Origin of the sequence: Flavobacterium salmonis, assembly GCF_903819435.1 — a bacterium.
GTDB lineage: Bacteria > Bacteroidota > Bacteroidia > Flavobacteriales > Flavobacteriaceae > Flavobacterium > Flavobacterium chungangense.
In genome coordinates this window covers 20,394-44,927 of sequence record NZ_CAIJDP010000082.1, presented here as the reverse complement: position 1 = coordinate 44,927, position 24,534 = coordinate 20,394, and the positions used below count along the sequence as shown (strand labels likewise).

15 protein-coding genes and 2 pseudogenes are annotated in these 24,534 nt (G+C 36.2%); 13 read left to right on the top strand and 4 right to left on the bottom strand.

From position 1 onward, the window contains the following. Nucleotides 1-8: 8 nt before the first annotated feature. Nucleotides 9-588, bottom strand: a pseudogene (locus FLACHUCJ7_RS18200) (chloride channel protein); the annotation flags it as partial. Nucleotides 589-645: 57 nt separating this feature from the next. Here FLACHUCJ7_RS18200 and FLACHUCJ7_RS18195 point away from each other — a divergent pair. The 7 genes and pseudogenes from FLACHUCJ7_RS18195 (at nucleotide 646) to FLACHUCJ7_RS18165 (ending at nucleotide 10,797) form a co-directional block, all read left to right on the top strand. Beyond that, nucleotides 646-1,311 (top strand): annotated as a pseudogene (locus FLACHUCJ7_RS18195) (IS6 family transposase). A 410-nt stretch (nucleotides 1,312-1,721) separates the two neighbouring features. Next, nucleotides 1,722-2,279, top strand: coding sequence for an RNA polymerase sigma-70 factor (locus tag FLACHUCJ7_RS18190; RefSeq protein ID WP_078228396.1), 558 nt, complete (start codon nucleotides 1,722-1,724; stop codon nucleotides 2,277-2,279). A 113-nt stretch (nucleotides 2,280-2,392) separates the two neighbouring features. Beyond that, entirely contained in the window at nucleotides 2,393-3,316 is a 924-nt protein-coding gene (locus FLACHUCJ7_RS18185) for a FecR family protein (protein ID WP_180909925.1), read from the top strand. 99 nt (nucleotides 3,317-3,415) lie between these two features. After that, nucleotides 3,416-6,802 carry a SusC/RagA family TonB-linked outer membrane protein gene (locus FLACHUCJ7_RS18180; protein WP_180909924.1) on the top strand — a complete coding sequence of 1,129 codons (3,387 nt, stop codon included), beginning with the start codon at nucleotides 3,416-3,418 and terminating at the stop codon, nucleotides 6,800-6,802. A gap of 20 nt (nucleotides 6,803-6,822) precedes the next feature. Beyond that, complete coding sequence (locus FLACHUCJ7_RS18175; protein ID WP_078228388.1) at nucleotides 6,823-8,358, top strand: RagB/SusD family nutrient uptake outer membrane protein; 1,536 nt, start codon at nucleotides 6,823-6,825, stop codon at nucleotides 8,356-8,358. A 237-nt stretch (nucleotides 8,359-8,595) separates the two neighbouring features. Further along, entirely contained in the window at nucleotides 8,596-10,419 is a 1,824-nt protein-coding gene (locus FLACHUCJ7_RS18170; protein ID WP_180909923.1) for an alkaline phosphatase, read from the top strand. 189 nt (nucleotides 10,420-10,608) lie between these two features. Further along, nucleotides 10,609-10,797 (top strand): IS6 family transposase, encoded by a 189-nt coding sequence (locus FLACHUCJ7_RS18165; protein ID WP_180909922.1) that lies wholly within the window; start codon nucleotides 10,609-10,611, stop codon nucleotides 10,795-10,797. Nucleotides 10,798-10,878: 81 nt separating this feature from the next. Here FLACHUCJ7_RS18165 and FLACHUCJ7_RS18160 read toward each other — a convergent pair whose 3' ends face one another. Beyond that, nucleotides 10,879-12,774, bottom strand: a complete 1,896-nt coding sequence (locus FLACHUCJ7_RS18160; RefSeq protein ID WP_180909921.1) for a flavin monoamine oxidase family protein — start codon at nucleotides 12,772-12,774, stop codon at nucleotides 10,879-10,881. A 699-nt stretch (nucleotides 12,775-13,473) separates the two neighbouring features. After that, nucleotides 13,474-13,920, bottom strand: a complete 447-nt coding sequence (locus FLACHUCJ7_RS18155) for a linear amide C-N hydrolase (protein ID WP_180909920.1) — start codon at nucleotides 13,918-13,920, stop codon at nucleotides 13,474-13,476. Nucleotides 13,921-14,387: 467 nt separating this feature from the next. Here FLACHUCJ7_RS18155 and FLACHUCJ7_RS18150 point away from each other — a divergent pair, with 467 nt between their 5' ends. The 3 genes from FLACHUCJ7_RS18150 to FLACHUCJ7_RS18140 all read left to right on the top strand — a co-directional run bounded on the left by FLACHUCJ7_RS18150 (nucleotide 14,388) and on the right by FLACHUCJ7_RS18140 (nucleotide 19,302). After that, nucleotides 14,388-17,366, top strand: a complete 2,979-nt coding sequence (locus FLACHUCJ7_RS18150; RefSeq protein WP_219634140.1) for a glycosyl hydrolase 115 family protein — start codon at nucleotides 14,388-14,390, stop codon at nucleotides 17,364-17,366. Between the two features lie 60 nt (nucleotides 17,367-17,426). Continuing rightward, a complete protein-coding gene (locus FLACHUCJ7_RS18145; protein ID WP_180909919.1) occupies nucleotides 17,427-18,548 on the top strand; it encodes a glycoside hydrolase family 43 protein in 1,122 nt (373 codons plus the stop codon). Between the two features lie 91 nt (nucleotides 18,549-18,639). Then, entirely contained in the window at nucleotides 18,640-19,302 is a 663-nt protein-coding gene (locus FLACHUCJ7_RS18140; RefSeq protein ID WP_180909918.1) for an IS6 family transposase, read from the top strand. Between the two features lie 63 nt (nucleotides 19,303-19,365). Here the strand turns inward: FLACHUCJ7_RS18140 and FLACHUCJ7_RS18135 are convergent, their stop codons facing one another. After that, a complete protein-coding gene (locus FLACHUCJ7_RS18135; protein WP_180909917.1) occupies nucleotides 19,366-20,196 on the bottom strand; it encodes a helix-turn-helix domain-containing protein in 831 nt (276 codons plus the stop codon). Between the two features lie 137 nt (nucleotides 20,197-20,333). On the opposite strand from FLACHUCJ7_RS18135, the gene FLACHUCJ7_RS18130 reads away from it, so the two are divergent. The 3 genes from FLACHUCJ7_RS18130 (at nucleotide 20,334) to FLACHUCJ7_RS18120 (ending at nucleotide 24,522) form a co-directional block, all read left to right on the top strand. After that, nucleotides 20,334-21,368, top strand: coding sequence for an FUSC family protein (locus FLACHUCJ7_RS18130; RefSeq protein ID WP_180909916.1), 1,035 nt, complete (start codon nucleotides 20,334-20,336; stop codon nucleotides 21,366-21,368). A 217-nt stretch (nucleotides 21,369-21,585) separates the two neighbouring features. Then, nucleotides 21,586-23,046, top strand: a complete 1,461-nt coding sequence (locus tag FLACHUCJ7_RS18125) for an aldehyde dehydrogenase family protein (protein ID WP_180909915.1) — start codon at nucleotides 21,586-21,588, stop codon at nucleotides 23,044-23,046. Between the two features lie 33 nt (nucleotides 23,047-23,079). After that, on the top strand, nucleotides 23,080-24,522 hold the full coding sequence (locus FLACHUCJ7_RS18120; RefSeq protein WP_180909914.1) for a carotenoid oxygenase family protein: 1,443 nt from the start codon (nucleotides 23,080-23,082) through the stop codon (nucleotides 24,520-24,522). Nucleotides 24,523-24,534 lie beyond the last annotated feature (12 nt).

Genomic DNA, 24,534 nt, shown 5'->3' with positions numbered 1-24,534 from the left:
AAAATATTTTATTCAAAAATCATCGATTTCAGCCTATTCCTATAAGACTCCAACACATCTGACTTGGAGATAAAACCGTAATATTTCCCGTTTTTCAGCACTGGCAGGAAAACTTTATTACTTTTTTCAAACTTATTCATCACGGTTTCCATGCTCAAAAATCACTTCCCGAATATCATTGAAATATACCAGTCCTTCCAATTCATTATCATCACTGACAACACCAAAAATCACTTGGTCTGAGTGGGCTAAAAGTTCGGCTACATTCTCGAGATCCTGATTTGCTTCTACAATGAGGTAAACTTTTTTTACAAGATCCTCAATTTCAAGTTTGCAGAGAATATTAGTGTCCTTGTTACTGGTAAAAACATTTCCTTTACGGGCCAGATTCTTGACATCAAGTGAGTGTTTTTCAAAACGTTTTGAAACAGCAAAACTAACAGAAGCAACAATCATTAATGGAATCATTAAATCATATCCTCCAGTTATTTCCGCAATAAGGAAAATAGCGGTCAGTGGAGCGTGAAATAATCCGCTTAGGATTCCGGCCATACCAACAAGTGTAAAATTGCTGACAGGCAGATCAGTAGTTGATGTCGCATCTGGGAATAACTTTTATCTTTAGAATTTTAAACCGATCAAAAGATGAATACTAAAGGTCATTGTTATCCAAAATACATAATTCTTCAGACAGTATATTTCAAGCTAAGATTTACACTTAGTTACCGGGATGTTTAAGAACTAATGAAGATTAGAGGAGTCATTGTGGATCATGCCACGATTCAGCGTTGGGTTTATAAGTTTGCACCTTTGCTTGAGGCAGAGATGAGGCAGAGAAAAGGCAGAGTGGGGGCGAGTTGGAGATTGGATGAGACCTACATCAAAGTAAAAGGCATTTGGTGTTATTTATATCGAGCAGTAGATAAATTAGGCAATACGGTTGACTTTCTTTTGACCAGAAAAAGACAAAGAATGAGTGCTCAGTCATTTCTAATTAAAGCAATTGCTAATAATTACCGGCCAAGAGTAATAAATATTGATAAAAGCGGTTCTAATACCGCAGCGATCAAAGTCTATAACAAACGTTCTTTCTCAAAGATTAAAATCTGACAGTGTAAATATGGCAACAATATTATCGAACAGGACCATCGTTTCATCAAGTGGCACATAAAAAACGGATTAGGTTTTAAAAATTTTGAATCGGCCAAACGAACGTTAAGCGGAATTGAAGTTGTGCATATGCTGAGGAAGAATCAAATGGTTGGACCAGGGATCTCTATGTTTAAATCATTCTGTAAATTGGCGGGCTAACTTTAAAATTACTTAAATTCTTATATTTTATTCTGACAGATGCGACAGAACCAAATTTTGTTTTCTGTGTCCAATTTAAGGTGTTAAGTCCATTATTTTGCTGTTAAATTTAATACATCAATTTTATTTTTACATTTCTGAGTAACTTCTTTATAATGAGTGTTGTTGTTTGTGTTATCAAAATGACTTCATAACATCTCAGAGAGGAAATGTTAATACAATGTTTTATAAACGGACCTTTTTATTAATGTAACCGTAACCTTATCGACCTACCCTGATTTATAATTTTGAAGACATATTATAAAACAAACTATTGTAGTATATGTCATTTTTAAAAAGAAGAATACTTCGCAAAATAACGGTTTTGTTACCAACCCTTTTTGGGGCAAATAATATAAAAGCGAAGTATTATGCATAAAGGTTTTACAGATGAAGAACTTGTTGAATTATTGAAACAAGGAAAAGATAAAGCATTTGATGAACTGTATTTTAGGTACAGGGATTTACTCGTTCGCTTTGTTTATATCAGAATGAAATCAATTCCAATTTCTGAAGAAATCGTTCAGGAAGTATTTACCACCATTTGGGAACGCCGTAAAACCATTTTAATTCAAAAGAGTTTTGCTGCTTATATCTACACTTCCGTTCGCTACATGACATTAGATTATATAAAATCACATTCGGTTACAGACCAATATATACAAGAGGTTTTAGACCGAAATACGGTTGAATATACCAGTCATAACGCAACAGAAGATTCTATTTTTTATGATGAATTGCAGCAAGCCGTCGATAAAGCAACAGCATTACTTCCCAAGAAATCAAAAGAGGTTTTTATTCTGAGTCGGATTAAACATTACTCCAATAAAGAAATCGCAGAAGAACTTAATGTTTCAATCGAAACCGTGAAGTATCATATTACATACTCGCTAAAATTCATGCGAACTTATTTAGGAGAGTTTAATTAGAATATTTTCTAATTGATAAGCGCACCGTTTTTTCTTAACACAAGCGTAACCTAAGCAACCTACCTGAAATTTCAATTTCAAAGACATACTATTAAAGAGATAAAGAAATTATAATGCCTGAAAAATTACAACAAGAAATAAAACATTTTTTAGATGGAGGATATTCTCCAAAAGGACAAGAGATGTGGAATAAGTGGTATGATGATACCAATGAAGTTTTTGAAAATATGGAAATAGTTGAATCAGATCGTTCGAAACTAAAAAAGGAATTAAGACAAATCAAGAAAACAAACCAAGTTATTTTTCTTCAATATAAAAACTGGGCTGTTGCCGCATCTATATTATTCGTAATGGGATTATCATGGTTTGTGTATCAAATAACGATACCTGTTATAGAAACAAAACAATATGCGACAAAAGCCGGCGAACATGCTAAAGTAATTTTAAGCGACGGAACACAAATTTGGTTAAACGCAGGAAGCCTTTTAAAATATCCAAAAGAATTTAAAGGAGATACAAGAGAAGTGTACTTAACCGGAGAAGCTTTTTTTGATGTACACAAAGACAAAAAACATCCTTTTATAATTCATACCGATAAAATGGACACAAAAGTTCTCGGAACCAGTTTTAATGTTCAGGCTTATCCCGATCAAACTACTCAGGAAGTTTCTGTTTTAACGGGAAGAGTAAATGTAAAATCGACCGTAACAGAAGAAAATGTGTATGTAACTCCAGGCCAGAAAGTGGTTTTTAAATCACATGATAATAAGCTTCAGGCCTTTAAGGATGTTCCTGTAAATTCTATTTCGTTATGGCGAAAAAATATCATTGTTTTTGAAGAAACGCCTTTAACAGAAGTTATCGCAACGATCAACCGCAATTATAATGTAGAGGTTGAAATCAAAAACAAGAATTTAAATAATCTGAAAATAAGCGCCTATTTCAAAGAACTTCCGGTGAGTCAGGTTGTTGCTTTGGTGTGTAATATAATTAATGCTGATTATAAACTGGAATCAGGAGTTTATAAGATTCAATAATTGTGAATTGTGAGTTGTTAATTGTGAGAAGTTAAAAGTAAAAAGTGAGAAGTTAAAAATGAGACATCTAAAAATCTAAAAATCTAAAACCCTTCCCCCATGAATGAAAAACAAATGCGGTTTGTCGTAAAAAGTCAAAGCATTACAAAAGCCCTTCTGGCCAAAGTTGTTATGTTCATTGCCTTATTTTTTACAGGAATAACGGCAAATGCCGGAAATGTTGACCTGAATAACAGAGTCACTTTAAAAGTAGAAAATGAAAGCATCAAAAGTATTTTTCAAAAAATAGAAAAGCAAGTTGATGTACATTTTATGTATGAAAGCAATCAAATCAATGGCAATCAGAAAATTAGTTTAAAACTAAGTAATGTTCCGTTAGAACAAGCGCTGGATAAAATTTGCAGTAATTTTTCGCTTCGATATGAAATTGTAAGTAATAATATCGTCATTAAAAAAAATCAGAGAATTGGTGCTGTAGACCAGAACAAACTTATTATTTCAGGAACCGTTTTCGGCGGCGATGATAATATGCCTTTGCCTGGAGTTGGCATTAAAGACAAAACTTCGGATGCAGCATCGTCTACAGATTTTGACGGAACTTTTAAAATGGAAGTTACCGGAGCTGAAGCAACACTTGTATTTTCTTATGTTGGTTATGTTACGCAAGAAGTAAAAGTAACGCAATCTCAAAATATTACCGTAAAACTGGTTGCAGACATGAAACAACTTCAGGAAGTTGTGGTTATGGGATACGGAAGTGTAAAAAAGAATGAAGTTTTGGGAGCTGTAGGAGCAGTTTCTATGAAAGAATCTTCAAGCAGGACCTATAACAGTGCATCTGAATTATTGCAGGGAACTGTTGCAGGTGTTACCGTAATAAATAATGGTGGTGACCCAACGGCAGAACCAACTATCAACATTCGTGGTATTGGATCTTTGAATGCCGAAACGCCGTTAATTGTTTTAGACGGAATTATTTACAGCGGTTCACTAAATACTTTAAACCCAAATGATATTGCTTCGATAAGTGTTTTGAAAGATGCGGCTTCAGCAGCGATTTATGGTGCGAGAGCTTCTGGTGGAGTAATTTTAATTACTTCTAAAAAAGGCGTTTCGGATCGTATCAATGTAAATGTAAATTATCAGGGAGGATTTCAAAATGTAGCCAAAAAATTAGGCGTTCTAAATGCTGCCGAATATTCAGATGCTATGAATACAGCCAGAGATAACGCAGGATTACCAAGAATACCCGCTTTTGATCCTGCTTTTGAACCAACAGCAAGAACTACAAAAACAAACTGGATGGATGAAATTTTTCAAACAGGTGGAATTCAGGATTTATCGATTTCTATAAACGGAAAAACAGAAAAATCTAATTTCTTTTTGTCTGGAAGTTATAGAAAAAATGAAGGTATTTTATTGAATACATTCGGTGAGCGTTATACAGCAAGAGCGAATTCGTCTTTTAAACTGGCGCCAAATTTCACAATTGGAGAAAATCTATCGTATTCGTTAACGAACGGACAAAGTGCCAATACATCCAACGGTTATACCGGAGCAATTTTAGCAGCAATTTTATATCCGCCAAATGCAACAGTATATAGAGAAGACGGTTCAGGACAATTTGGCGGAGTTCCGGAAAAATACATTGGTTCTTACGGAGACGTTATAAATCCGGTTGCTTATTTAAAAAGATTAGATAACAGAAATCCTATTTCGACTGTTTTGATCAATCCTTATGCTGAATGGGAAATTATTCCAGGTTTGAAAGTAAAATCAAACTGGGGCTACACCAGAATTCAGGATAATGCAAAAGAATTTGCAGTGAAAATTACAGAGCCAGGAAAAATATTCGACTTTAACCGATTAACACAAAAGTCGATTACAACTACTGATTTATTGGGCGAACAAACGATTTCTTACGAAAAATCATTCGGAAAACACAATTTCAAAGCTTTGGCCGGATATACATATCAGGAAACAAAAAGAGAATTTTATACCGTTGAAGGAACTGGTTTTGATAACGAAGATGCATCACAACGTTATTTACTGAATGCAAAATTAATTCAGCAAACTGGCGCAGGATTATCTGATGAGGTTATTTCATCGTATGTTGGCAGATTAAATTACGATTTCAATCAAAAATATTTATTCTCAGGAATTGTTCGTCGTGACGGAACTTCAAAACTTTTATCAGCAAACCGTTGGAAAGTATATCCTTCTGTTTCTGCGGGTTGGTTAATTTCTGAAGAAGAATTCATGAAAGGTATAAGTCCAATTGTAAGCAATTTAAAACTGCGTGCAAGCTGGGGACAAATAGGGAATTTAGGGAATCTTGGACCATATCAATTTAGTGTGCCTTTAGTACAGACTTCAGCTTTGATTGGTTCAGTGCCAACAATCAATTACGGTTATGCCGAAAGTGAATTATCAAATCCGAACTTAAAATGGGAAAGCTCTGAGCAGACCAATATTGGTTTAGATTTCACTATGTTCAACAGCGCTTTAACAGGATCTGTAGATGCTTACGTGAAAAAGAATAAAGACATGTTGGTTCGTGATCAGCTTCCGGGCGTTTCAGGAACTCCACAAGGTCGAATTGTAAACTCGGGAGATGTTGAAAATAAAGGTATTGAAGCTAGTTTGACCTACCAAAAAACACGCGGGGAATTTAAGTTTGATGTAACCGCAAACGCTGCATTTTTAAGCAACAAAATTGTTTCTATTAAAGATGATTTAACGTCTCTTGAACCTTTAAATATAAACAGAGTTCGTAGTTTGCCTTTAGCGAATATTTATCAGGTTGGAAGCCCGGTTGGTGCTTATTACGGATATTCTACAGACGGATTATTTCAAAGTACTGCCGAAGCAAAAGCGTATGTAAATACTTCAGGCGTAGCGTATCAGCCGAATGCAGTTGCCGGAGATATGAAATTTAAAGATGTAAACGGAGATGGCGTAATCAATAATAGCGATAGAGTTGTACTTGGAAATCCGTTTCCTAAAACAACCTACAGCTTAAACATGAACTTTAGATATAAAGGTTTTGATATGAATGTGTTTTTCAACGCAGTATCTGGAAACAAGGTTTTTAATGCCGTAAAATATACAGGTCTAAACGCTTCTTTTCCAGGATATAACTTATTGGCAGATTCTAAAGATGCCTGGTCGCCAACGAATACAAACACAGATATTCCGGTACTTTCATCAACAGACAATAATAATAACTTCGGAAGAATCTCGGATTTTTATATTGAAGATGCTTCTTTCATCCGATTAAAAAACCTTTCGATTGGTTATACCGTTAAGGATAATTGGTTAAACGGAAAAGCAAAACTTAGATTCTTTATTTCAGGACAAAACTTGTTTACCATCACAAAATATTCAGGAATGGACCCTGAAGTTGGGCTTAGCAACTTTGGTCTTGACTTAGGTAAATATCCACTTTCTCGTATTTATATGACGGGTGTAAATGCTACTTTTTAAAAAAATATAAAACTAACAAAATGAAAAAATTAAGTCTTTTATTATTGAGTTTTGTGCTGTTAATAAGCACTTCAGCTTGCGAAAGCGAACTTGATGTTGTTCCGCAGGGAGCACCGTCAAGCGGAAATTTCTGGAAAACTCCGGCCGATGCAAAAGCAGGAGTAAATGCCATTTATGCTTTATATTCAGATGACAATATGTACGGTCGTGGCTTTTTCTGGCTTAATAATGCCAGCGACGATATCGGAACAAAACCAAGACAAAACGCAGAACGTATCAAAAATTTTATTGTAGACGGATCTGAATCTGATACTAAAGATATCTGGAGACTTCATTACGAAATCATGAAACGTTGTAATGACGTTATTCGTAATATTCCGAATATTCCTTTAGATGAAAAAACAAAAAATGCAATGTTAGGAGAAGCTTATTTCAATCATGCTGTAATGCATTTAGAATTAGCCTATCATTATGGAGATGATCGTGCCGGAATTCCGATTCAGGATAGAAACGACCCAACAAATGTGTATGTTCCAAGAACTAAAAATGTTGGAGAAAACTATGCTTATATCGCAGCAGATTTAATTAAAGCCGCCGATTTATTACCGTATTTTAATGAACTTACACCAGACAATTACGGACGTGCACACAAAACAGCAGCGTGGGGATATTTAGTTCGTACCTACTTGTATGCAAAAGATTGGGACAACGCCATAAAATATGCAAATCTTATTGTTGGAAGCGGAAAACACAAGTTGCTTGATAATTTTGAAGATGTTTTTAAAATTAAAAATAATTGGTCTTCAGAATACATTTGGTCTGTAACTTCAAGTTCAGAAAACACGGGATTGGGTTCTATTTTTCCGGGAGTGTGTCTGGAAGATAAAGGCTGGGGAGTTTACAACGGTTGGGGAAATTTTTATCCTACCAAAGAATTATTCGATACTTATGATCCAACAGATAAAAGACGCAGCGCTACAATTTTACAAAAAGGAGATACCTTTATGTATTTTGGTGAATTAGTAACTTTTAACGAGGGAAAACACATTGTAAGTTCCAGTAACAGAACGGGATATCAGTTCAAAAAGTATATGGAGCCGTTCGGTTATCCAAAAACAACTTCGGGTGGAATTGATATTCGTTATGTAAATGCAAACGGTGACAAGCCTTCAACAGCACTGAATGTACCTCTTTTACGTTATGCTGACGTGATTTTGATGTTGGCAGAAGCCAAATTGATGAAAGGTTTAAGTGCCGATACCGAAATTAACCTTATTAGAAACCGTGCCGGTTTAACGAGTATTTCAGGAGCAACATTAACAGATTTAAAAAGAGAAAGGCGCTGCGAATTAGCGGGAGAATGGACAGATCGCCATTTTGATTTAGTACGTTGGGGAGATGCTCAGGCTACCTATGCAAAACCTTTGCATCATTATAATGGAGCTGTTATTTATCCTGCCCGTAATTTTAATCCTGCCATCCATCACGTTTGGCCAATACCGCCAGATGAAATTGCGGTGAGTAAAGGTGTTCTTACTCAAAATAAAGGTTGGTAAGTTGTAGTTTCAGTTAGTTTGTTTTGTTTTTTTACGCTGCAAGCCTTTTGTGGTGCTTGCAGTTGTAAAAAAAAACGGCAAATGACTTTATATAAAATAAACCAGTCTTTATTAGAAAAGGCTGGTTTGTATTTAATAATACAACCTTATTGCATTCATAAAAATAATGTAACCACAACAAGTTACTTTCGTCATAAAGTTACCTATGGCTTTAGAGATTTATAAAATCAATTTTCAATGAAAAAAATAATAACCCTTTTTTGCATACATTTCGTCCTGTTTGCACAAGCACAGCAATACAGTTCTGCCAATATTCATTCCCATAATGATTATGCAGGTAAACTACCTTTTTACGAAGCTTATTCTAATGAAGCCGGTGTTATCGAGGCTGATGTTTTTTTAGTAAACGACGACTTAGCAGTTGCCCATACTTCAAAAGAGATTACAGCTTATAATACACTTAGAAGTTTGTATTTGTATCCTTTATCAAATAAACTAAAAAATTTAGAAGGAAAGGCATATCAAAGTAGTAAGCCTTTAATTTTAATGATTGACATTAAAACAGAAGCAGAACCGACTTTAAAATTAATCGTTCAGCAGCTTAAGTTATATCCGGATTTGATTTCGAATAAAAATCTAAAAGTAGTTATTTCAGGTAACAGGCCTTCTCTTGCAAATTGGAAAGAGTATCCTGAATTTATTTATTTTGATGGAAGACTGAACGAAAATTATTCTCCGGAACAATTGTCACGTGTCGAAATGATTAGTGAAGATTTAAAGGAAATCACGATTTGGAATGGTAAAGGTGTAATGACACAGTCAGATGCTGAGAAAGTGCAAGCGATCATTAAGAAGGTGCACGATCAAAATAAAAAAATCAGGTTTTGGGGTACACAGGATAATGTGAATACCTGGATGACTTTGATGAATTTAAATGTCGATTATATTGCCACGGATAATGTTCCGACTTTGACACAATTCATTAAAAACATCAACACAACGTTTTATCAAAATAACGAGTTTCATCAGGCATATGTTCCTAAGAATGGAGTGGCATTTTCTAAAAAGAAGCCTAAGAATGTAATTCTATTAATTGGTGACGGAATGGGATTGACTCAGATTTATGCTGGTTACACGGCTAATAAAGGTCAATTAAGTTTGTTTAATATTCCAACTCAGGGACTTTCTATAACTAAATCTTCAGATAGTTATATCACAGATTCAGCTGCCGGAGCAACAGCAATGGCAACTGGGCATAAGACCAATAACAGATTTATTAGTGTTGATGAAAGCGGAAAACCTCTGGAATTAATCTCGCAACAATTGGCTAAGAAAAACTATAAAACGGCTATTATTTCTGCAGGAAATATTACAGATGCTACACCGGCTGCTTTTTATGCTCATCAACCTGAAAGAAGTTATAGTGAACCTATAGCTCACGATTTTTTATCCAATCCTTCAGATATTTTAATTGGAGGAGGACCAAAAGAATTTAATTCCAGAAAAGATGGCAAAGATTTATCTAAGGTATTAATGGAAAAAGGATATACTTTTTCAGATAAATTCAGCAGTCTGGATACTATCAAAAGCAACCGATTTATAATTTTAGACGATGCTTCAGTAGTTTCTATGAAAGCGGGGAGAGGTGCGTTTTTAACCAATTCTTTGGCTAAAGCAACAAATACCTTTTTACAGTCAAAGAATCCGTTTTTCATAATGGCTGAAGGAGCACAAATCGATTACGGTGGCCATCAGAATAATGTCGAATATGTGGTGCGCGAAATGCTGGATTTTGATAAATTGGTTGGACTGGCAATGGAATTTGTAGATAAGAATCCGGAAACACTTTTGATTGTTACAGCTGACCACGAAACAGGAGGACTTTCTTTAATTGATGGAAATATAGAAAAAGGATATGTACATGGAAGTTTTAGTACAAACGATCACACTGCAGTTCCGGTTCCGGTTTTTGCTTACGGTCCAGGGGCTCAAAATTTCATAGGTGTTTATCAAAATACGGAGATTTATACTAAGATAATGGAACTCCTTTTTACAAAGTAATTATTAGGTAAGATCGAAAAAAAAACGGTTCTGTCACATCTTTTAATAGCTTTTATCTTTAGAATTTTAAACCGGTCAAAAGATGAATACTAAAGGTCATAGCTATCCAAAATCTATTACTCTTCAAGCAGTGTATTTTAAATTAAGATTTACCCCTATAGTTACCGGGATGTTGAAGAGATCATGAAAATGCGAGGAGTTCATGTTGATCATGCTACCATTCAGCGCTGGGTTTATAAGTTTACACCTTTCATTGAGTCGGAGATCAAGAAGAGAAAGGTTAGAGTGTGGACAAGCTGGAGATTGGATGAGACTTATATCAAAGTAAAAGGTGTATCAAATTTCATGAATGAGTTAGCAGGTTGTTGTTTAGAGTAATAATTTCGAATCAAACAGTATAATAAAAAAAGCGACGCAGAATACCTTCCACGTCGTTCCATACATTTCTATTTAATTGATTTAGATACCTTCCACCATCAAACGAGTGTCTGGTAAATTTTTCAATTGCTGTATTTTAACCTCTGGTTTTGCCATTCTCGAAATTGCATTTAATGCAGCTGCAATAGCGCCTTCTTGCCAACCAGGAAGGGAGGAAATTTGATCACCAACAATAAAAAAGTTAGCATTGCTTGCATTTTTTGTTTTCGGATCTACAATTCCAGATCCTTGTGCAATAGCGTTAAATTGTTTCGTTGAGTAGTTCGTATCTCCAACAGCTTGCCAATATGCCCAGCCACCCTTAATATTTGGCATATTTTGCCAAGCTATGGCAACGCCATCTTCCAAGCCTTCGGCAAATTTCTTACCGAATTTACTGGCATCATTTCGTGCTTTGGTAAGTCGCTCTTCAACGGGTAATTTTCCCCAATCGTGTGCTACTTTATCAAAATTATAAGCGCCTGTGAGCACGCCTTTTTCGTCTTGATACGCCGTAGATGGATACCAAATTTGTTGAATTTCATTGTCTGTCCAAGAGATTCCTCCAAAAATAGGCACAACTCCCACTTCGGATTTTTCAACTGCCATTGTCTTGAGATTTATTGGGCTTCCTTGCCATAAAGATCGATTTGCTTGCCAACCCACTTTAGAGGTACAGGCTAAAAAACGCGGAACGTATCCGTCTTCTCGCAGTTTATAACCTGGAGCTTGTGTTGGTTCAAATTGTGCTACAAAAACGGCTTTTAATGCATCTTTAAATTCAGGTTCAAGTCCCGATTTTAGGAGATCAGAATCTAGAATGTTTTTCAAAAAAGGCATCGCAAGGTTGCAAACACAATAATCAGCTTCGTAATAGATCGGTTCTTCTGTTCCAACTTGTCCAACCGAAATGATGTACTTCTCTTTAGTTGAGTCCCATTTTATTTTTTTTACAGGACTATTCAAAAGAATGTTTCCGCCCAAAGCTGCCACTTGTTGAGCAAAAGCGTGTTGCACCTGATCCATTCCTCCAACGGGTTGAAATAAAGTAGGTTGCCAAAGAAAATCTGTAGGTTGATAGAATTTCGTGCCTTCCCAAAATTTTGATTCGAGCAATTTATTAAAACTCAAAACATCGGCTACAATTCCAGCCGCAACACCAGGTAATACTTCATATCCAGCGCGTGTTTTTCCATCTTCGAAGCCAGGTGATCCAGCCGTTGCGCTATAGGTCCCATCTACATCAAGCTCACCGAAACTGATCATCAAACTTTGTAATTCTTTAACGCGTGTTTTAAGATTACTTTCACTAATTCCCACTTTTGAATTGCGAAGTAATTCTTCCGCATTTTGGTATACCATGTGCGCCAACCAACCTCTTGTATTATGATCCAAACGACGATAAACCATAGGTTTACCTCCAAAAATTTTGTTTTTTTGAACCAAATTCGATTCAGAATTCATCACATATATTTCAACATCGACCGAAAAACGTTTTAAGTAAGAAAGGAGTCGTTTGTGACTGCTTGGAATACGACCAGGACCTGCATTAAGGTAAGGTTCTGAGTCTCCCACTGGGCGTTTAAATCGAACAACTTGTGGTTTTCCAGGTTTCGAATCGAACAAATCACTGTTTGCATCTTCGATGAGTGTATCCCCTGTGCGTAGGCTCATGCAGCGTCCTCCCGTTTTATGAGATGCTTCCAGAATGGTTACTTTTGCACCAGACTCTTGAGCGAGTAATTCATACGCGGTGGTAAGTCCCCCAACACCAGACCCGATGATTATAACCTCCTTTCCTTCTAGTTGATTTGGACTAAGTTTAATCGCTTGATTGGTAATCTTGTCTTGCATTTTTGTTGCTTCAGCCAATGCGGCGAATGCAATTGATCTTGGATTGTTTTTTAAAAATTCCTGACGACTTTTGTACTGTCCCATTTTGTATAAATTTTATGTTAAAAAATAAAAAATTTTGATTTCTATAATATTGGCATTTAGAATGTGTTTTCTTTGGTTTAATCTTGAAAACGCATTCTAACTCTAGATTTTATTTTCTGAAATGAAATTAATGATTGAAAATAAAACAAATTAAAAAGATGTCGTTAATGAAGGTTTTTCTGTCGTGAGTAGAAGATTTTCTGCTGTAAATAGAATATTATAAATGAATTTTGATTCCGGATAATTATTCCAAATAAAAAAATCCCCCTAAGAAAGGAAGATTTTGAAATACCTTATACAAGGACAAGATTGTTTTAAAATGGTAAAGTTGCCTATGATATCTTTATGTTTTTTACTAAAAGTCACTTTGTGATTACCTTTTAGCAGTAATAAATTGTCCCCCTGCTACCGAGCGAATCCCTTCGCGTGATTTTTGATGCTTTGCGCCATCAGGAAGAAAAATAGCATCTCTATCATAAGTTATTGACTACTATCATTTATTTATGCTGAATTATTCTTGTTTTTTAGCCGTTACCACAGCGGTCAACTTTACAGCATGTATCGTGGCTTTTAGAGTGTTGATACTTCCAAAATCTCACTAATTGCAACTTCCCTAATAATTATCCAATCATGCTTACTAATTACGTTCAATCTATAATAAACAAGCACAATTGGATAATCCTGTTATTGATTACAAACTTAAGCCGAAACTGATTCCATATTGGCTTCTAAAAACGAGAAAGTCTTTTTTTCTACTAAATAATCTATTGCATTACCAGATGCAAATGGATGTCCTTTAATTGAAGATCCATTTTCTTCAAATTCTAATGTAAGTCCCATTTTATTTTCCGAAGCATTTTGGGAAAATGAAATCTTATTTAGATCTATCCATACAACAAATGGACTTCGGGAAGCAGCGAAATAAAAGACACCTTTTTCCTGGTCACTAAGAGTTGTATACTGAGTGATACTGGTGTTTGGATCTTCTTCATCTGCACTATTATTAACAAATGGTTGTGCAGCATTGCGCATAATGCTCAAAACACCTGCTAATGCTTCATTTTCTTTGATGTTTCCTTCTATTAAGTTTTTCGTATAAAATGAAGCCCTCACAAAACGATCAACGGACTGACTACTTCCGGGCAAATATACTTTCTAGCGCTAGGTTTTGTTTTCTGAAATAAAATTAGTTTTTGAGTAAGAGGCAAATGAAAAATATGTTGTGAGTGGAAGACTTTCTGTAGGAATGGAAAGAAAAGAGGTGTGAATGAAATTTACAATGTATATAGTTTATTGTATTACTATTAAACGCAATCTGATAATTTTTACTTAATTCCCAACGAAAAGAGATTAACTATTTTTGGTTAAAAAGTTCTTTAACTTTTGTATTGATTTCATTTTAAAGCCTGTTATATATTTGTTTACTTAACAGTAAGTGAAGCTTTAAAGAATACTCAACTATCAAAATAATTTATGCAACCGATTGTGTGTGTTGTATTTTTATTTATATTTGTAATAAATACACTTATTATTCTTAACTAAATTTTGATGTAGCTCCTTGCTTAATTAACGATTTACAATACTAGAACATTAATAAGCAATAAATAATATTCATGATGCAATTCAAATTAAAATATTACAATTTATCTGTATTTTTTTTCTTTCTTATAGCTAATACACAGGGGCAGTCAATTGAAAAAAAAGAATGGGAGACACCACCAACCTATGTTGTAAATGAATTCCAGCCCAAGGCCTTTACAATAGCCTCAAATGGCAGTTCCGCCTCAATTTACATAGACCCGAATGATTGGAAAGGAGTGAATCGCGCAACTAAAGATCTTGCCGATGACATTCGAAAGGTAACTGGAACAGCTTCAAGGGTTTTTGAAAATACCAAGCCGGCAAAAAACAGCATTGTTATAGGAACGATAGGGAAAAGCAGCATAATCGATCAATTAATTGCAACAAAAAAATTGGATGTCTCCTCTATCAAGGGAAAGTGGGAATCCTTTTTAATCCAGAAAATAGACGGACAGCTGGTGGTTGCGGGCAGTGATAAGCGGGGAACTATTTATGGTATATATGATATTTCGGAAAAAATAGGTGTTTCTCCATGGTATTTCTGGGCCGATGTTCCCATAAAAAAAGCAACAGCGCTTTATGTAAAATATGGCAGATACATTCAGGATTCTCCAAAAGTAAAATACCGTGGTATATTCATTAATGATGAGGAACCTTCATTTGGGCAGTGGGCAAGAAATGGGTATGGCGGAATCAATTCAAAAATGTATGCTACTATTTTCGAATTGCTGCTGCGTCTAAAAGCCAATTATTTATGGCCTGCCATGTGGGGCAAATCCTTTAATGAGGATGATCCTCTTAACCCTGTAATTGCCGATGAATATGGAATAGTGATGGGAACATCACACCATGAACCCATGATGCGTTCACAAAAAGAATATACCAACAGGAAAGAACAGATAGGGGAATGGAATTACGCCACCAATAAAAAAAATATCGATCAGTTTTTCCTGGAAGGACTGCAGCGCAATAAAAATTTCGATAACCTCATTACCATCGGGATGCGCGGTGAGGGTGATGTAGCAATGGGAGAAGGCGATGATCTAGAAAATATAAAAACACTACAGAATGTTGTTAAGGGACAGCGGGAAATCATGGAGAAAGTATATAAGGACAATCCAGCGAACCATCCCCAGCTATGGGCCATATTTACTGAAGTGCAGCGCTATTACGATGCGGGATTAACAGTGCCTGATGATGTTACGCTTTTGTTTTGTGACAACAACTGGGGATATATCCGCCGCACGATGCCCGAGAAGGAAAAGAACAGAAAAGGAGGGGCAGGGCTCTATTATCACATTGATATGAACGGAGGACCCTGGAACGACCGCTGGATCAACACCACAACGATCCCAAAATTACAGCAGCAGTTTCATTTAGCATACGAGTCTGGTTTGGACAGGATATGGATTGTAAATGTAGGGGATCTTAAGCCCAAAGAGCTTCCCATTGATTTTATTATGCGTTTTGCATGGAACCCCGATGCAATTCCGGCTGAGAAGACAATGGATTATACTGTGGATTGGGCAGGGAGAATATTTGGAAAAGAGCATGCCGGTCAGGTTGCCGATATTGTATCTAAATATGCTAAATACAATCTTTGGCGAAAGCCCGAGGCGCAGGTGCCCAATATTTTCAGCATTGTCAATCACCACGAATCGGACCGCATATTGCAGCTATGGAAGGATTTGGTGGAAAAAGCAGAATCGCTTCAGTCAAAAATACCTTTAGAGGCTCGCGATGCCTACTATCAAATGGTTTTATACCCTGTAAAGGCTTCTGCCGGAGTGGCTGAAATTTATCTGACAGCCGATAAAAATATACTTTATGTAAAACAGGGAAGGATAAGTGCAAATGATTATTACAAAAGGGCTCGTGAGCTCTTTGAACAGGATCAGAAACTGAGCGATTTTTATAACGACTCCATAGCAGAGGGGAAGTGGAAAAACATGATGAGTGATATTCATATAGGGTATAAAATGTGGTCAATGCCCAAAGCCAACACACTTCCTGAGATGAAAGAAATAAAGCCATTGCCTGAGCCTTCAATGGGAGTAGCCCTGGAAGGCATTGAACTGTCATGGCCGGATGCATCCCAAAAAGCAGCGTTGCCCTTATTTGACGGGCTGGCTAAACCAGGTTATTATATTGATGTGTTCAACCGCGGTATGGGAACTTTTGAATTTGAAGCTAAAGCAGATAAGCCATGGGTCAAATTAAGCCAGGATAAGGGCCTTATTGAAAAAGAAAGCCGTATTGAAGTAAATATAGATTGGGATATTTTGGCTGATGGAACCTCAGAGGCTGTAATTGAAATCAGGCAAGGAAAAAAAATAGTGCCGGTGCATATTACAGCGGTAAAAGCCGCGATGCCAAAAATTAATGAGCCCTATTTTGGAAGTTTAACCGGTGAGTTTTCCATACCTTCTGATAAATACAATACCAATATACCGGGTGATAATGCTAAATGGGTAGTCCTGCCGGATTTAGGCAGGTCTGAGGCCTGTATGGGAATTGATCTTGTAACAGCACCAAGCGCTGCTATTGAATCAGCTCCCAGATTGGAGTATAAAGTGTTCCTTTCCAAAAAAGGGAAAGCCAAATTCTGTCTGGGCATTCTCCCTGTTCAGGATATAAGTCCTGAAAGGGGACTGCGAATAGCAGTATCTCTGGACAATCAAACCCCGCAAATCATAGATGCCCGAAAAGGCCTGGTGGATACTTTTGGTGAATATACCTCTTCGAATTTAGCGCATTCAAAAGTTTTAAAACCGCTTCCGGCCCTCAGCAGTGATATTGATTTTATAGGCAATGGAAAACTGCGGCGAAATGAGGTTTTTGATAATCTGAGATGGCTGGATATTGAACTTGATGCAGAGCAGCCGGGCATTCATACCTTAAAGATTTTTATGATTGATCCCGAGATAGTGCTGGAGAAAATTGTAGTGAATCCCGATAATAGCCATACCAGTTATTTTGGCGCAGTCCCAATTCAGCATAATGCAAAATAGTGGATATTTTTTTGAAAACCGCCTCATCAATTAAAGAGTTTTAAAGATTAATAAAACATTATGAGAAATCCGCTTTTTTTATTTATTTTCATTTTTTCTACTGCCAGTTTTGCCCAAAAGGGTGTTGCCGGCAAAGAAATTAAAACAGGTACAGCGTCAAAAGTATTTAAATATACCAATCCCATGACCCGGGATTCTGTTCTTTCCATGCGTGATTATATGATTGTAAAATCAGATGGCAAATGGTATGCAACCGGCACATCGAATCCTGTATGGACAGGTCCTAATCCCGGTGTAAAGCTTTTGGTTTCCGATGATTTGATAAACTGGAAATTTCATTCCTATCTCATTGATGCTGCCAAACTGCCCAAGGACTGCCCTTACAATGGCCGTTTCTGGGCACCTGAAATCCATTTGATCCAGAATAAATACTACCTGACAGTAAACAGTGGCAAGGTGACCAAGGAAGATCCAAAAGGGATGAGCACACACAGTATCTGGCTTTTCTCATCGGATAAAATTACAGGTCCGTATAAATTGGTGAACGGACCTCTGACCAACCAATACAATAACGATTCCACGCTCTTTGAAGATGATAATGGAGAGACCTATCTGTACTGCAGCGGCAACGGACTTTTTCAGGCAAAAATTGATTTAAAATCAGGCAGGTTAACCACACCCATTGAGAAGTTCCTGGATAAAAAACAGCCAGATTATCCCGATTGGATGATCGGCGGAATTGAAGGGCCTTATGTGATTAAAAAGGAAGGAACTTATTTTATGTTTTTTTCCACGTGGACACGCGGGTACGAAGTAGGATTATTAAAATCAAAGTCACCAATGGGACCTTGGGAACTGGTTTCCCAGGAACCTATATTTGGTACCCGAAAAAGAGGGTACCGCCCAGAGATGGCAGTAAGCGGAGGTTACGATCACCTGCAATTTACAGATACCCAGGACCCTTATCAGGAAACCGGACACAATGCCCTTTTTGAAGGACCCGACGGGACTTTATGGACTTCATGTCATTATTTTATGGATGAAAAAAGGCCTTATCCCTACAGCCAGAGTTTTGAGCCCTGGGAGAAGTTTCCTCAGATGGGAATTGAGCCTGTAGAATATGCCAATGGCAGATTCTACATTAATCCCCCGACATGGACAGAACAAATTGTAAAATACTAATATATAACCGACAGATCTTTGAAGAGGTTCTGTCGCATTTGGGAATAACTTTATCTTTATAATTTTAAACCCATCAAAAAATGAATACTAAATGAATACTAAAGGTTATTATCCAAAATATATCATTCTTCAGGCAGTGTATTTTAAATTAAGATTTACCCTTAGTTACCGTGACATTGAAGAAATAATGAAGATTAGGGGAATTATTACGGATCATGCCACTATCCAACGCTGGGTTTATAAATTTACACCTTTGCTTGAGTCAGAGATGAAGAAGAAAAAGGGCAAAGTGAGGGCAAGATGGAGATTGGATGAAACCTATATCAAAGTAAAAGGTATTTGGTGTTATTTATATAGGGCGGTTGATAAATTAGGTAATACGGTTGACTTTCTTTTGACCAGAAAAAGACAAAGAATGAGCGCTCAGTCTTTTTTAATTAAAGCAATTAGTAATAACTACAAACCAAGAGTAATAAACATTGATAAAAGCGGTTCTAATACTGTCGCTATCAAAGTCTATAACAAGCGGTCGTTTTCAAAGATTAAAATCCGGCAGTGTAAATATCTCAACAATATTGTGGAACAGGATCATCTTTTTATCAAGTGGCGAATACAAAATGGATTAGGTTTTAAAAGTTTTGAATCGGCCAGACGAACATTGAGCGGAATTGAAGTTGTACATATGGTAAGAAAGAATCAGATGGTTAGACCAGGAATATCTATGTTTAAATCATTCTGTACATTGGCGGACTAACTTTAAAATTACCTAAATTCTTATATTTGATTCTGACAGATGGGACAGAACCAAAAATATTATTTATACTGAATAATTTCCCATTTTTGAAATATATTCTAGTCTGTATTTGTCAGGAGAAATCCCAGCCCACTTTTTAAAACAACGACTAAAATACGCACAATCTTCAAAACCTAATTTTTCTCCAACTTCTTTTATAGAAAATTTACCACTGATAAGCAACCTTTTAGCTTCCATAAATACATTTTCCTGAATGTAGTATGATGCACTCTTAAGAGAATATGAATTAAGTATTTGATTTAATCTTTTGGAGGATAGGTTCAGCTCTGAAGCATAAAAGGAAACCCTTTTTTTTGTTAGAGAAAACTTATAAATCAACATAAAAAAATCATGGATTCGTCCTATATTTATATCCGGAGCTGTAAGATGAAGTTTTCTATAACGGATAAGTGTTAGCAAAATGACTTTCATGTAAGCCTGAAGAATCTGAAAAGAAGGCTGCTCGAGTTTTAATTCCCGAAGCAACATTAAGGTTATGACTTTTGCGTGTCGAAAATAATTTTTGTCTATCTCCAATTGCAAACCACCAGAATGATTGATGAAAAGTGTAAAAACATCACTGGCGTATTCCTTTGCTTCTACACGCAGAAACTCAATTGAAAATCCAATGCAATAAGCAATTGAATCTTCCATAAGCTCTATTTCCAGAGTATTACCAGGAGGAATTAGCAAGAATTTATTACCAACCAAATGCTCAGTATTATTATTAAATTTTACAATTACACTTCCTTTTTCTAACCAGAGAATATAGTAATAACCAGATTCATACCACTGAACTACTGATTCGCTATCCAGCTTGGCTATAAACAATTGATCTTTGAAAAAATTATCCATGAACACATTTAAAAAAAAAATATTCCCAAAAGTACATATTAATTGGCATTTTGTACATCTTTTACAACAATCGATTAAGGTATTTTTGCTACTGAATTCAGCAAGGCGTTAAAACTATTTATATTACAAAAGAAATTATGGGATCATTGTGGTTGAGTATAAAAAAAATAGATTCTTTAGAAAATGCGCTTCTGTCTACACTGGCAATTTTAATTTCGTTTTGCTTTATTGATGCTTATTATGGGCCTTTTAAACGGGAGCATATTATTTTAATAATTGCAGCACAGAGTATTGGAGGAATTTATTTAACAGGAAGTAACAGGATCAGGTTTCTAACTTCCTTTAAATTTTCTACCCTCATTTTATGTTTGTGTATAGTGGCATTTCTAGCACAATATCATATCACTATCCTTGTTTTATCTATAATATGGTTGGCATTCAATATCACTTACTGCTTTAGGTTTTTTCCAAAAAACGCAGGAGATTTAATCATTCCTGCTTCATTGATATTTTTCTTTGTCTTATCATCAGGAAAGAATGAGATTGAATATGTTTCATTTACTTTTATCGGCTGCGTGATAGGTAGCTTATGCCAACTTTTCTTTGCATTATTCCTGCTCCTTTATAAAAAAACAAGAAAACCACAAAGAACTTTCCCCAATTCTAGCATTACAACTAACCAATCAAAAAGTACGCATTCATTGAAGTTGAATAATGAAGAAATATTTTATAGTATCAGGTTGGCAGTAATGTTGCTGATAGGTATTTATATATCAGAGTATTCTAGTTTAAAGCATAGTTATTGGATTCCATTTAGTATTGTTGTTTTATCCAGAATATCTTTACAAGTTACCCATAAAAGAATTTTAAGCAGGATTGGCGGCACTCTTTTAGGATGTATTATTGCCTATCTTATTTTTAGCATTCAACTGCCCAAGTCTTTCCTTTTTTGTTTAATAGTGATAGTCAATGGAATGTTTGTTTTCTATTTGCGTAGAAATTATGCTGTTGCTACATTTTATATCACTTTGTTTGTGTTATTGCAGTCTTGCTATGAAGAAACACTTGATCTAAAAATGACATTGGAAAGATTTTGTTTTACTGTATTATCTGGCGTTCTGGTATTCGGTTTTTCATACGTAGAGCCCAAGCTTTTTTACCAAAAAACATAAATAACAGGACAACGGCATAGATTAAAATTATTCCTATCTCAGATTTTGAAATTATTGTGACCAATTCCAGTACTATAATAATTTCCCAAAAGTACATATCTGTTAGCAACAAATGCATGCTATTTCCGAAACCTTGATCCTACTTTTGTAGATGAAAGTGAGAAGTAAAAGTACCTAGTCAAAACTACTTAATTACATAATCTTTAATCAAAAAAATATGAAAAAATATGAAAATTTTCACCTTCAGTTTATTGGCGGTGAATGGGGGGAAGGTAGTTCTAAGACTTCTAAAATAGCTGATTATAATCCATATACGGGTGAGCTAATATTAGAATTTATTAGTGCTGATGAGCAAGACGTTGATGCTGCATATCAAGCTGCAAAACTGGCTTCAAAAAACTGGGCTGTGTCTAATTTTACAGAAAGACGTGATATTATGAGTAAGGCATTGGAATTGTTTACAGTCCGCAAACAGGAATTTATTGACCTGTTAGTAATGGAAAGTGGAAGTACATTGTTAAAAGCAAAAATAGAGTTTGATGCTGCAATAGAAGGTTTCAAATTTGCCATAGGCATGCCAGCACGTTTACAAGGCTATATCTCGCAAAGTTCTGTAGCAGGCAAAGAAGCAAGGGTTTATCGCAAACCGCTAGGTGTAATTGGAGTTATCAGTCCTTGGAACCTTCCTTTTTACCTATCCCTGCGCTCTGTGATTTATGCACTGGCAGTAGGTAATACAGTGGTATTGAAACCGGCACCGCAAACACCAATTACTGGCGGATCGTTTATGGGTAAATTGTTTGAAGAAGCTGGCATCCCAAAAGGTGTGTTTAATGTTGTAATGGGAAGTAATGAAGAGACTGGAGATGCCTTTGTGGAAAATCCTATACCAAGGCTCATCTCTTTTACCGGCTCTACACGTGTAGGAAGTATGATAGGCGAAAAATGTGGACGACTTCTCAAAAAAGCAGTACTTGAAATGGGTGGTGACAATGCTTTCATAGTTCGTGAAGATGCCGACATAGACTACGCCGTTAACTCTGCTGCTTTTGGAAAATTCTTGCACCAAGGACAGATTTGTATGGCAATCAACCGCATCCTTATCCACGAAAATATTTATCAGGAATTTGCTGAAAAGTTTATAGCAAAGATTGCTACACTAAAATATGGAAACCCTGCCGACCCCGATGTAATTGTTGGGCCACTTATTGAAAAAAGACAAGTGGATCGTATCCTCAAAAACATTGATGAAAGCATAAAAGCAGGAGCCATACTTGCTTTAGGAGGAACAGCAGAAGGAAATGTGATAGCTCCTACAGTTATTACAAATGCCACCAATAAAATGCCCATTGCATGCGATGAGATTTTTGGGCCTGTAGCTGTTCTTATTCCTTTTAAGGATGATGAGGAAGCTATTCAAATGGCCAATGATTCCATTTATGGATTGAGTGGGGCTTTACACACCAAAGATTTGGATAAAGGCGTAAGGATTGCTCAGCAGATAGAAACAGGAATGGTGCATATTAACGACCAATCGGTTAATGACGAACCACAAATCGTATTTGGTGGAGAAAAAAGTTCAGGCCTAACCAAATTCAACGCAGATGAAGTAGTGGCTGAATTTACCACCTTACAAGTAATTACAGTTCAGTACGAACATAGAAAATATCCTTTTTAACTAATAAAATTTAATATATAAACAACGAATATTATGTGGACAAATAAAAATCCGTTTTTACAAGGACCGTATGAGCCACTTGTTAATGAGTTTCAAATCGAAAATGTACATGTTGAGGGCGAAATACCTCGTGAATTGAATGGTGCCTTATATCGTACAGGCGGTAACCAACATTTTAAACCAATGAATCCAGATCAGTTTCACTGGTTTGACGGAGACGGAATGGTACATGCATTTTTTCTACGTGACGGTAAAGCAAGCTATGCCAACCGTTTGGTGGAAACCGATGGACTAAAAGTAGAAAGATCTGTAGGACACGCATTATATAACGGTATTTTGGGAGGAAGTGGTCAACCACAACCGGAGTTACCTGAGGGAGCACCATTGATTAAATCCGTAGCTGGGATCAACGTTATAAAATTGGCTGGAAAAGTGCTTACTATGCATGAAGTAGACTCATTCTACTATGAAATAGATGCGCATAATCTAGATACTCTGGGCAAATTTGATTTTGGAGGTCAATTTAAGGGTATGATTACAGCCCACTCTCACCAGGATCATAAAACCGGGGAAACTCTTTTTTTCTCACTAGACAATGAGCGTAAGGAACTAGAATATTTTTCAACAAATCAGCAAGGAGAGATCGTTTGTAGGCAAAAAACTGCTATGCCCATAACACCATGGTGTCACGATTTTACATTTACAGAAGATTTTTGTGTTTTCTTTTTTGGACCGATTAGCTTCTTCCCACGTTCAAAAGATTATGTTCCAAAAGGGAAAAGTGCTTGGTTATTTGACGATAAAGCAGTCAATGGGAAAGTACTGCTGATACACCGCAAGACTGGACAAACCAGATGGTTTGATATTGGTCCTTATACTGTTGGACATTATTTGAATTCTTATCAAATTGACGATAAGATTATTGTAGATGCAACTGTGCAAAACCTAATCAATATTAGACCTGGAATTCGTCCTGAGAATTTCTTTCCATTTCCACTGGTTGATGAACCTTCACCCTTTTCAGATCCTGAATTGTGGAGAATTGTTATTGATCTTAAAACGGGGAATATTACCCACGATCGCTTGGGTGATTTCAGCGCAGAATTTGTACGACCAAATGAACTTTTCTACGGTAGAAAACACAGATATGGCTATATGGCAGGCGTGAATAACCGCCGGGGAGATTCCAAAGGATTCAATTGTACCATCAAATATGATTATTTAACAGGCGCAAGCTACTTCCAATATCTGAACCCAGATTATGATATGCTTCCAGGAGAACCTATTTTTGTTCCAAAAAAAGGAGCAACAGTGGAGGATGACGGGTATGTTTTACAGGTATGGTACGATCCCGCAAGAAATGCTAGTGAAATGGTCATTCTTGCCGCCGATGATTTTGATGGAGCCCCATTGGCACGCATCAAACTTGATCATCACGTACCATTAGGTTTTCATGGTAACTGGATCGCAGATTAGACCTAAAATTAT